Below are 10,754 nucleotides of genomic sequence, written 5' to 3'. Positions count from 1 at the left end.
ATGCCTCCTGCCCGGCCCGCCAGCGCGCACGAGAGCCTCCCGACCCCCCGCGCCATGACATCCACCACCCCTTCCGTCTCCTGGGCCGACCCCGCGCGCGAAACCGCGTTCAATTCCTGGCTGCAGGGCCTGTCGACCGCACAAGGCCTGCGTCCCGGCACCCTGCGGCCGGCCTCGGCCGATGCCAGCTTCCGCCGCTACCTGCGGGTGGACACCGTGGAGGGTGGCAGCCGCATCGTCATGGACGCGCCGCCCGACAAGGAGAACTGCCGGCCCTTCGTGCATGTGGCCGGACTGATGCAAGCCGCCGGCCTGCTGGTGCCCGAGATCCTGGCCTGGGACGAACCGCAGGGCTTCATGCTGCTGCCCGACCTGGGCACGCAGACCATGATGGAGCAGATCGACGCGACGAACCCGCAGGCCAACCACGCGCGCTACCTGCAGGCGGTGGACACGCTGCTGGCCTGGCAGCTGGCGTCCAAGCCGGGGGAACTGCCGCCCTACGACGAACCGCTGCTGCGCCGCGAGCTGCAACTCTTCCCCGACTGGTACCTCGCGCAACACCGCCAGACCACGCTGGAAGGCAAGGACGCCGAAACCCTGGGCAAGGCCTTTGACAGCATCGTCAAGCGCTGCCTGGCAGCGCCCACGGTGCACGTGCACCGCGACTTCATGCCGCGCAACCTGATGATCCCGGCGCAGCCCGGGTCGACCCCGGCGCAGCAGCTGGGTGTGCTCGATTTCCAGGACGCGGTGCACGGCCCGATCACCTACGACATCGCCAGCCTGATGCGCGACGCCTTCCTGACCTGGGAAGAAGACTTCGTCATCGACATCACGATCCGCTACTGGGAAAAGGCGCGCAAGGCCGGGCTGATGGACTTCGAGGACTGGCACAGCGACTTCGGCGCCTTCTACCGCGCGGTCGAGTGGATGGGCCTGCAGCGCCACCTCAAGGTCGCCGGCATCTTCGCCCGGCTGACGCTGCGCGACGGCAAGCCCAGGTACCTGGCCGACACGCCGCGCTTCATCCACTACATCCGCAGCACGGCCCACCGCTACCGCGAACTGGGCCCGCTGCTGCAGCTCATCGACAAGGTCGAAGGCCTCGAGGCCGCCTCGGGCTACGCCTTCGGTCGCGTCTGAAGGCACCGTCTCCCATGCCCCGTTTTCACTGCCCCGTCCCCCTGAGCGCTGGCGCCGAGCTGGACCTGCCGGCCGCCGCCGCCCGCCACGTGCAGGTGCTGCGGCACCAGCCGGGAGATGCGATCACGCTGTTCAACGGCGAGGGCGGGCAGTGGCAGGCCACCGTGCTGCGCATGGGCCGCAGCGACGTGGCGGTGCGCGTGGACCAGTTCGAAGCGGTCGAACGCGAGCCCGTCCGCGCCGTGCACCTGGCCATGGGCATGCCGGCCAACGAGCGCATGGACTGGCTGGTGGAGAAGGCGGCCGAACTCGGCGTGGCCAGCCTGCAGCCACTGCACACCGCCCACAGCGTGCTGCGGCTGAACGGCGAACGTGCGCAGAAGAAGCGCGACCACTGGCAATCGGTGGCGGTGGCCGCCTGCGAACAGTGCGGCGGCAACCGCGTGCCGGCGGTGCAGCCGGTGGCCGACCTGGGCGCCTGGCTGCGCGACAGCGGCGGCGTGGCCCCGCTGCGCTGCGTGCTCTCGCTCGCCGAAGGTTCGCGCCCGCTGGCCGAGGTGCTGCGCGACACCGCGGCCGACACGGCGGTGCTGTTCCTCAGCGGACCCGAGGGCGGCCTGTCGCCGCAGGAAGACGCCACGGCCCGGGCGGCGGGTTTCCTGCCGGTGACGCTGGGCGCGCGCGTGCTGCGGGCGGAAACCGCGGCGCTGGCGGCGCTGGTGCAGGCGCTGTCCTGACCCCGGCGCTCACTGGCGGGCGAAAAACGCCCAGATCTCGGCCGTCGCGTCCAGCGCCGACGAACCCTTGCCACCAAGGGCCTTGCGTCCACCCGGCCAGGAGTGCCCGCCGGTGTCGGTGACGCAGACCCGGACCTCCACGCCGTCCTGACACGTGGTGCGCAGCTCGCAATGCACTCCCGGGCGATCAAGCACGGTCCGCGCCGGCCCCGTGCAGCGATCGAGCCGCGCCCATTTGTCGAGCGTCGCGTCCACCGACACGAAATCGGCATGCGTGTCGGAGGCGCTGCCGGCGCCACCAAGAAACAGCACCCGGTCGTCGTCTCGGGCGTGGATGTGGAACACCGGCACCGGCCGGCCCGGCTGGCAGGGTTCGGCACCATCGGTGCCCGCGACCGCCGCGATCGCGCGGAACACGTCGGGGGCCTCGCAGGCCAGGCGGTAACTCATCATGCCGCCGTTGGACATGCCGGTCGCGAACACGCGCCGCGAATCGATGTCCACCCGCCGCTGCACCTCGGCCACCACCGCACGCAGGAAGCCCACATCGTCGCTGCCTCGATCGCGCGCCAGGCCGCAGCACAGTCCCGCGTTCCAGGTCGCCAGCCTCCCGCCGGGCCAGCGGCTGTCGCCATTGGGAAACACCACCACCCAGCCGCTCTGCTCGGACTGCGCCACCAGGCCGTAGAGCGCGTCGCGCGACATGGTGTGCATGCTGCCGCCACCGCCGTGCAGTGCGAGCACCAGCGGCACCGGCGTGCCAGCCCGGTATGAGGCCGGCACATGCACGATGAAGCCACGCGGCCGACCGGCGTGCTCGAGCGACAGCTCGTGGCTGCCAGGCGCGAGGGGCTGCGCCCATGCCGGCCAGGCCAGCCACGCGGCGAACATCAGGCAGCAGAAGCTCCGCCAGCGCGTCGGCATCGGTGTCTCCCTGGTCCGCCTCAGTTGGCTGGCTTCGGAATGGCCGCCAATTTTTCGGCGAGGTTTTCCAGCGCCTCGTCCACCGCGTCCGCAGCGAAGCCATAGAAGTCACCACCTGCACCGCCCATGCGCTTGGAGTCGCTGTACTCCTCGGTCGCCACCGCCTGGCCGGTCTCGGCGTCCACCGCATCGACCCTCACTGATACCGTGCCCTTGCCCGCGCCGAACATGCCGCCCACCCAGCGCAGCGCCCGGTTGCCCGGGTCGTAGTCCATCGCGATCTTCAACCGCACACCGCCCGCCTGTTTGCCCGGATCTGCATCGGCCACCGTCAGGCCTTCGTCCTGCAGCTTCTTGCGCACCGACAGCGGCAGCTTCATTTCCATGGTCTTCTTGTCCTCGAGGCGCTTGCCGTCGGGCTCGCTGTCCAGCAGCTTGACGGCGATCTCGGTCACAAAGGCCTGGGTGTATTTGCGGGGTGCCTCTTCCTTCTTGGCGTCGGCGGCCATCGCGGAAAACGACGGGCCAGCCGTCATGAACGCCAACAGAATCAGGGCGCCGGTGCGGCGCGAACAAGCTGCAATCACATTTCCTCCTGGGTTGTACAAAGCCCTCCGATCGGGGCGGCAACATCGTACAGCCAGCTTTCCGAAATACCGGCCTCTGTATAAACGGCACCCCATGAACAAGAACCTCTGGCTGCTGGCCGCCGCGCAAGGCCTCTTCCTGACCAACAACGTGGTCCTGATCGCGATCAACGGCCTGGTCGGCCTGTCGCTGGCACCGCTGGGCTGGATGGCCACGCTGCCGGTGATGGGCTATGTGGTGGGCGGCGCGCTGTCGACGCCGCTGGTCGCCCGCACGCAAAGCGCCTTCGGCCGCAAGGGTTCGTTCCAGATCGGCCTGCTGGTCGCGCTGGGCTCCGCCCTGCTGTGCGCCTGGGCGGCCTTCGACAAGAACTTCTGGCTGCTGGTGGGTGCCACCGTGATCGCCGGCTACTACAGCGCCAACGGCCAGCTCTACCGCTTCGCCGCCGCCGAACTGGCCGCGCCGGACTACCGTGAAAAGGCGGTGTCGCTGGTGCTGGCCGGTGGCCTGGTGGGTGCGGTGCTGGGGCCCAACCTGGCGGCGCGCACGCGCAACCTGACCGAAGTGCCGTTCGCGGGCGCCTACCTCGCGCTCGCCGTGCTGGCGCTGCTGTCGCTGGCGGTGATCGCCTTCATGCAGTTCCCGCCCCTGCCGCCGAAGAAGGCCAGCGCCGACACCGGCCGGCCACTGGCGCAGATCATGCAACAGCCGGCCTTCATCGTCGCCACCGCCGGCGCCGCGCTGGGCTATGGCGTGATGAACCTGCTGATGGCGGCGACGCCGCTGGCGATGCAGGTCTGCGGCTTCGGCTTCGACGACGCGGCCCTGGTGCTGGAGTGGCACGTGATCGGCATGTTCGCGCCCGGCTTCTTCACCGGCCACCTGATCAAGCGCTTCGGCGTGCTGCCCATCATGGGCGTGGGTGTGCTGCTGAACGCCGCCTGCATCGCGATCGCGCTGACCGGCGTGGACCTGCACCAGTTCCTGATCGCGCTGTTCCTGCTGGGGGTCGGCTGGAATTTCCTGTTCACCGGCAGCACCACTCTGTCGCTGCAGGCCTACAGACCTGAGGAAAAAGACCGGGCGCAGGCCGCCATCAATTTCTGCGTGTTCGCCACCATGGCGGTCACCTCGTTTGCCTCCGGCGCCCTCGTGACGACCCAGGGCTGGGCCATGCTGAACCTGGGCTCGCTGGTGCCTGTCGCCCTCACCGGCGTGGCCTTGCTGTGGCTTGCCGCGGTGCGTCGGCGCACCCACAATCCCGGCTGAACCGGTGCCGGTCGGCGCCGGATGTTCTGCATTTCAAGGAGTACACACATGGGACTGTTGGATTCACTGGTGGGCGCGGCCGCCAACGCGGCGTTCGGGGGTCAGTCGAACCAGGCACAGGCCCAGGGCGGGCAGGGCGGGTTGGGCGGCATCGACCCGCAGGTCCTGATGGGCATCGTCGGCATGCTGATGAACCAAAGCGGTGGCCTCTCGGGCATCCTGGCCAAGCTGCAGCAGGGCGGTCTGGGTGACGCCGCCGCGTCGTGGGTCGGCACCGGCGCCAACCACCCGGTGTCGGCCGATGCCCTGGGCAGCGCGCTCGGCCCGGACCTGATGGGCATGATCGCCGGCCAGCTCGGCGGCAACCACCAGCAGGCCGCCGGCACCATGGCCGACCTGCTGCCCGGCCTGATCGACCAGCTCACGCCGCAGGGCCAGCTGCCCGCCGACAACGGCATGGGTGCGCTCGGCGCCTTGCTCGGTGGCGGTGGTCAGGGCGGCGGCCAGCCGGGTCTGGACGCCGGTGACCTGGTCGGCATGCTCGGCGGCCTGCTGGGCAAGCGCTGAGCCGGTGGACGACGGTCAGGCCGGTGCCTGATCGTTGAGCCAGGCGCGCAGTTCGGCGTAGACCGGCGACGGGTCCGACTCGTTGAAGATCTCGTGGAACAGGCCGTCGAAGCAGCGGCTGCGCACCAGGGCCGACGGCGCCACCGCGGCAAAGGCGCGGCTGCCTTCGGGCTTCACCAGCCGGTCGGCGCCCGCGTACATCAGCAGCGTGGGCACCGCCCAGGTCGGCGCGGCGGCCACCACGCGGGGGCCGTTGCCGTCGATGAACTGCGCCAGCCGCGCCGAGATGCGGTCGTGCACCAGCTTGTCGCTGCGGTAGGCCTCGACCTGCGCCGGGTCGTGCGAGATGCCGCTGGCATCCAGCCCGTTGGACACGGTCAGGTCGGGTGCCCAGCGGTAGAGCAGCCGCGTCAGCCGCTTCTGGAACGCCGTCATGCCGGCGTCCAGCGCCGGTGACGACAGCACCAGCGCATCGACCGGCGCCACATGGCGCTGCACGAAGGTCGCGGCCACCAGACCGCCCATGCTGTGCCCCAGCAGGATCAGCGGACAGGCCCAGGCCTGGCAGACGTGGCGGCGCGTGTCGTCGACCATTTCCTCCAGGTCGTCCAGCAGGGCGTCGTCGTCGGGCAGCACGCCCCGCTGGCCGCCCGACTCGCCGTGGCCGCGCTGGTCGTAGGCCCGCACGAAGAATCCCCACTCGTTGAGCCGCTCCGCCACGGTGTCGTAGCGCCAGGCGTGTTCGCCCAGCCCGTGCACGATCAGCACCGCGGCGCGCGGCCGCTGGCGCATCGGCAGCGGCCAGTCGTAGATCGCGACATTCAGTCCGTCGCGCAGGGTGAAGGGGGCTTGCGTGGAATCGGACATCGGCTCAGGGCATGCGGGCGATCACCTGGGCCACCGAGGCCGTCAGACGGCGCGCGTAGTCCAGGTGCAGGAACTCGTTGGGGCCATGCGCGTTGCTGCGCGGGCCGAGCACGCCGCAGACCATCATCTGCGCGGTCGGGAAACCCAGGCTGAGCATGTTCATCAGCGGGATGGTGCCGCCCTGGCCGATGGTGGCGCAGGCCGCGCCGTAGTGGGCCTGCGAGGCGTCTTGCAGCGCCGACTCGAACCAGGGCGTGGTGGCCGGCGCGTTCCAGCCGGTGGCCGAGCTCAGGCCTTCGAAGGTGACCTTGGCCTGGTAGGGCGCGTTGTCTTCCAGCAGCGCCTTGAGCCGCTGCACCGCCGGCGCGGCCTCGACCAGCGGCGGCAGGCGCAGGCTGAGCTTGAACGCGGTGTACGGCCGCAGCACGTTGCCGGCGTTGGCGATGTCCGGAAAGCCCTCGGCACCGGTCACGCTCAGCGTCGGGCGCCAGGTGCGCGCCAGCAGGGCCTCGACCGGGTCGGTGGTGGTCGGCAGGGCGAACACGGTCGAGCCGCCGCAGTCGTGGTGCGCCCAGGGAAAGCGCTTGTACAGCTCGTCGCCGAGGATGCCGGCCGTGGCCTGCGCCTGCGCCAGCCGCTCGGGGGGCACTTCGCAATGGAAGCTGGCGGGCAGCAGGCGGCCGGTGCCGCTGTCTTCCAGCCGGTCGAGCACCTGCCGCATGATGCGGAAGCTCGACGGCACCAGGCCGGACGCGTCACCCGAGTGGATGCCTTCGGTGAGGATCTCGACCTTGAGCACGCCGCTGGCCATGCCGCGCAGGCTGGTGGTCAGCCAGAGCTGGTCGTAGTTGCCGGCGCCGCTGTCCAGGCAGATCACCAGACCCACATCACCCAGCCGCGCGCGCAGCGCGTCCACATAGGGCAGCAGGTCGGCCGAGCCGCTTTCTTCCGAGGTTTCGATCAGGCCGACGATGCGCGGATGCGCCACGCCCTGGGCCTTGAGCGCCTGGATGGCGGCGATGCTGGCGTAGACCGCGTAACCGTCGTCGGCGCCACCACGGCCGTAGAGCTTGCCGTCGTCGATCTTGGGGGTCCAGGGGCCGAGGTCGCTGCGCCAGCCGCTGAACTCGGGCTGCTTGTCCATGTGGCCGTACATCAGCACGGTCTGGCCCGACGCAGGCGCGGGCGTGCCGTCCTTGCCTTCGCTCGCGGGCAGCTCGAAGAACATCACCGGGGTGCGCGGACGGCCCTGCGCGTCGTTCAGGCGCAGGATCTCCAGCTGCAGCCCGGGCACCTGCTGGGCGCGCACCCAGTCGGCGGCCGAGGTCAGCACGCGGTCCAGCAGGCCGTGCGCGGCCCAGTCGGGGTCGAACATCGGCGACTTGGCCGGCACTTCGATGTAGCGCACCAGCTCGGGCACGATGCGCTCGCGCCAAGCGGTGTCGACGTGGGTCTGGAGAGCCTGTGGCTCCAGGGGCAGGGCAGAGGCGGGAAGACGGGCGTTCATGGCGGTCCTCGACGCGCGAAAGGGCGCGAAAGGCAGCCAGTATAGGCAGACCGCTGCGGATCACGGCGGCCTGCTGCCGCCGCAAAAACCTCAGGCCGACAGGCGGAATGTCGCGACCACGCCGGCCAGTTTTTCGGCCTGGTCCTTCAGGCTCTGGGCCGCCGCCGCACTTTCTTCCACCAGGGCCGCGTTCTGCTGTGTCATCTGGTCGAGTTGTCCGACGGCGCCATTGACCTGGCCAATGCCCTGGCTCTGTTCGTTGGCGGCCGAGGTGATGTCGTTGATCAGGGCCGAGATCTTCTGGGCGTTCGCCACGATCTCGCCAATGGTGGAGCCGGCCTCGGCCACCTGGCGCGTGCCGGCCTCGACCTTCTCGACGCTGGCACCGATCAGGCCCTTGATTTCCTTGGCCGCCTCGGCGCTGCGCTGCGCCAGGCTGCGCACCTCGCCGGCCACCACCGCGAAGCCGCGGCCCTGTTCGCCGGCGCGGGCCGCTTCCACCGCGGCGTTCAGCGCCAGGATGTTGGTCTGGAACGCGATGCCGTCGATCACGCCGATGATGTCGCTGATCTTCTGGCTGCGGTGGTTGATCTCTTCCATCGTGGCCACCACCTCGTTGACCACCTGGCCGCCGCGCGCGGCGACCTCGGCGTTGGCCTGCGCCATCGCGCTGGCCTGGCGGGCCGACTCGGCGCTCTGCTGCACCGTGCTGTTGATCTGTTCGATGCTGCTGGCGGTCTGCTGCAGGTTGCCCGCCGTCTGCTCGGTGCGCAGCGACAGGTCCTGGTTGCCCGAGGCGATCTCCGAGCTGGACAGGCCGATGCGGTCGGTGGATTGGCGCACTTCGCTGACGATGCGCGCGAGCGCGCCCTGCATGCCGCCCAGCGCCTGCATCAGGCGGGTGAGCTCGTCCTGGCCCTGGACCGGAATGTCGCGGGTCAGGTCGCCCTGGGCGATCGCCATGGCGACCTGCTGGGCCTGGTCGAGCGGGCGGCAGATGCTCTGCATGTTCGCCAGCGTGGTCGGCACCACCACCAGCACCGACAGGGCGACCGCCAGGCCGAACCACAGCATGGTCTGCCGGCTGGTCTCGATCTCCTCGGTCATCACCGAGGCGGCTTCGCTCGCGATGATGGCCTCGACCTTCTTGAGGTCGGCCAGCATGGCGCCGTAGCGTTCATGGGCGCGTTCCAGCATGCGGTTGGCCACCGTGGCGCTGTCGTAGCTGCCCTTCTTGATGTTGCCCACCACCGGCTCGACCGCCGCCGAATATTCCTTGAGCTTGCTTTCCATGCCCCGCAGCACGGGGTTGTCCTCGTCTTCTTCGCCCTGCTGCAACTCGGTCGACAGGCGCGAGATCTCGGTGCGGGTCTTTTCCCAGTACATGCTGGCCAGCGAGAGCTGCTCGGGCGACTCGTACTGGATCACCATGTCCTTCTCGTAGCGGCTGAGGTCGGCCATGGCCTGCCGCAGCTTCGAGAGCGTCACGGTCTCCTGGAACGCGTGGTCGGAGAGCTGGTGGTTGAGTCTCTCCAGCTGCTTCATGCCCCAGAAGCCGGCGCCGCCGACCATGAACAGCAGACTGAGCACAACGGCGATGGCACTGATCATCCGAACCCGGATGGAAAACCGACGCATCAAGGAACCGATCCACATGATGAAGCCCGAAATAGTGTTGGATTGCTCTGGAACGAAACGGTCAGGAAGCCCGGAAGACCTGCACCGCCTGGGAAAGCCGCAGGGCCTGGTCCTGCAGCGACTGCGCGGCGGCACTGCTTTCTTCGACCAGCGCGGCGTTCTGCTGCGTCATCTGGTCCAGCTGGTTGATCGCGGTGTGCACCTGGCCGACGCCACCGGACTGTTCGCTGGTGGCCGCCGTGATCTCGGCAATGATGTCGGCCACGCGCTGGGCATTGGCCACCACTTCGCCGATCGTGCTGCCGGCTTCGCCGACCAGGCGCGTGCCCGCCTCGACCTTGTCGACGCTGCTGCCGATCAGGCCCTTGATCTCGCGCGCGGCCTCGGCGCTGCGTTGCGCCAGGTTGCGCACCTCGGCCGCGACCACCGCGAAACCACGGCCCTGTTCGCCCGCCCGCGCGGCCTCCACCGCGGCGTTGAGCGCCAGGATGTTGGTCTGGAACGCGATGCCGTCGATGGTCCCGATGATGTCGTTGATCTTCTGGCTGCTGTGGTGGATCTCCTGCATCGTCGCCACCACCTGGCCCACCACGGCGCCGCCGCGCGCCGCGACCTCGGCGTTGGCCTGCGCCATCTGGCTGGCCTGGCGCGCCGCGTCGGCGCTCTGGCGAATCGTGCTGTTGATCTCTTCCATGCTGGCCGCGGTTTCCTGCAGGCTGCTGGCGGCCTGCTCGGTGCGGCCGGACAGGTCGTGGTTGCCGGCGGCGATCTCGCGGCTGGCGGCCTCGACCTGCACCGCGGAACCCTGCACCGAAGCGACCACCACCTGCATGCGCTGCAGGGTCGATTGCAGCGCCAGGGCGCGCGGTGTCTTCACCGTCAGGGCGCTGGTGTCCAGCGCGATGCCGTCGGGCTGGTCCACCGCGGCGACCAGGCGCGAGAGCTCGACCCCTTCGCGGGCCGTGCGGCCCAGCTGGATGGCCAGCACCACCTCCAGCCCGGTCTGGATCACCACATAGGTGGCGTGCAGCACGATGCGGGCGAAATTGGCCTCGGTCGCGCAGTAGAAGCCGAAACCGGCGGCCTGCAGGCGGTCGAACAGCACGTGGTGCACCGCGAACAGGGCGGCCGCGAACACGATCGGGCGCCAGTCGAGATAGACCAGCAGCAACGCGAGGGTCACGAAGACGCCGAAGTGGAATTCCAGCTCACCGTGCGCCAGCTGGATATGCAAGGCCACCATGGCGACCTGGGTCAGCGCCAGCACCAGGCGCGAGGCCAGCGTGCCGCGCAGGCTCAGGTACACGCCCACGCCGAGCGCGGCCGCCACGGCCGCTCCGGCCATGGCCAGCACCGGTTCGTAATAGACAAAGCCGACCGCCACGGCGGCGACGGCACTCAGCAGGATGGCGACCAGCATCACCTGGTCGCCCAGCAGGGCGGGCGAAGTGGCGCCGGCGGACGGCTGGCGGGAATTCAGGGTGTTCATGCGGTACTCCGGCGGAAGGCGT

10 protein-coding genes are annotated in these 10,754 nt (G+C 69.7%); 4 read left to right on the top strand and 6 right to left on the bottom strand.

The features are described from left to right. Positions 1-54 precede the first annotated feature (54 nt). Together ACS5NL_RS01085 and ACS5NL_RS01080 are read left to right on the top strand one after the other, a co-directional pair. Entirely contained in the window at positions 55-1,146 is a 1,092-nt protein-coding gene (locus tag ACS5NL_RS01085) for an aminoglycoside phosphotransferase family protein (RefSeq protein WP_439351717.1), read from the top strand. 14 nt (positions 1,147-1,160) lie between these two features. Next, positions 1,161-1,883 (top strand): 16S rRNA (uracil(1498)-N(3))-methyltransferase, encoded by a 723-nt coding sequence (locus ACS5NL_RS01080; protein WP_439351716.1) that lies wholly within the window; start codon positions 1,161-1,163, stop codon positions 1,881-1,883. 9 nt (positions 1,884-1,892) lie between these two features. On the opposite strand, the gene ACS5NL_RS01075 is transcribed toward ACS5NL_RS01080, so the two are convergent. Both ACS5NL_RS01075 and ACS5NL_RS01070 read right to left on the bottom strand, forming a co-directional pair. Further along, complete coding sequence (locus ACS5NL_RS01075; RefSeq protein WP_439351715.1) at positions 1,893-2,807, bottom strand: extracellular catalytic domain type 1 short-chain-length polyhydroxyalkanoate depolymerase; 915 nt, start codon at positions 2,805-2,807, stop codon at positions 1,893-1,895. 20 nt (positions 2,808-2,827) lie between these two features. Continuing rightward, on the bottom strand, positions 2,828-3,343 hold the full coding sequence (locus ACS5NL_RS01070; protein ID WP_439351714.1) for a DUF4410 domain-containing protein: 516 nt from the start codon (positions 3,341-3,343) through the stop codon (positions 2,828-2,830). 145 nt (positions 3,344-3,488) lie between these two features. Between ACS5NL_RS01070 and ACS5NL_RS01065 the strand changes: the two genes are divergently transcribed. Beyond that, a complete protein-coding gene (locus tag ACS5NL_RS01065) occupies positions 3,489-4,664 on the top strand; it encodes an MFS transporter (protein ID WP_439351713.1) in 1,176 nt (391 codons plus the stop codon). Positions 4,665-4,712: 48 nt separating this feature from the next. Next, positions 4,713-5,231 carry a YidB family protein gene (locus ACS5NL_RS01060; protein ID WP_439351712.1) on the top strand — a complete coding sequence of 173 codons (519 nt, stop codon included), beginning with the start codon at positions 4,713-4,715 and terminating at the stop codon, positions 5,229-5,231. A 15-nt stretch (positions 5,232-5,246) separates the two neighbouring features. On the opposite strand, the gene ACS5NL_RS01055 is transcribed toward ACS5NL_RS01060, so the two are convergent. The 4 genes from ACS5NL_RS01055 to ACS5NL_RS01040 all read right to left on the bottom strand — a co-directional run bounded on the left by ACS5NL_RS01055 (position 5,247) and on the right by ACS5NL_RS01040 (position 10,732). Further along, on the bottom strand, positions 5,247-6,098 hold the full coding sequence (locus tag ACS5NL_RS01055; RefSeq protein WP_439351711.1) for an alpha/beta hydrolase: 852 nt from the start codon (positions 6,096-6,098) through the stop codon (positions 5,247-5,249). Between the two features lie 4 nt (positions 6,099-6,102). Then, positions 6,103-7,605 carry a M20/M25/M40 family metallo-hydrolase gene (locus ACS5NL_RS01050; RefSeq protein ID WP_439351710.1) on the bottom strand — a complete coding sequence of 501 codons (1,503 nt, stop codon included), beginning with the start codon at positions 7,603-7,605 and terminating at the stop codon, positions 6,103-6,105. Between the two features lie 90 nt (positions 7,606-7,695). Continuing rightward, entirely contained in the window at positions 7,696-9,243 is a 1,548-nt protein-coding gene (locus tag ACS5NL_RS01045) for a methyl-accepting chemotaxis protein (RefSeq protein ID WP_439351709.1), read from the bottom strand. A 61-nt stretch (positions 9,244-9,304) separates the two neighbouring features. Further along, positions 9,305-10,732 carry a methyl-accepting chemotaxis protein gene (locus tag ACS5NL_RS01040; protein WP_439351708.1) on the bottom strand — a complete coding sequence of 476 codons (1,428 nt, stop codon included), beginning with the start codon at positions 10,730-10,732 and terminating at the stop codon, positions 9,305-9,307. Positions 10,733-10,754: the final 22 nt, after the last annotated feature.

This window comes from Hydrogenophaga sedimenti, from assembly GCF_051857515.1.
Lineage (GTDB): Bacteria > Pseudomonadota > Gammaproteobacteria > Burkholderiales > Burkholderiaceae_C > Hydrogenophaga.
Note: the sequence above shows the minus strand (reverse complement) of the source record. Positions and strands in the feature narration are given on the sequence as shown.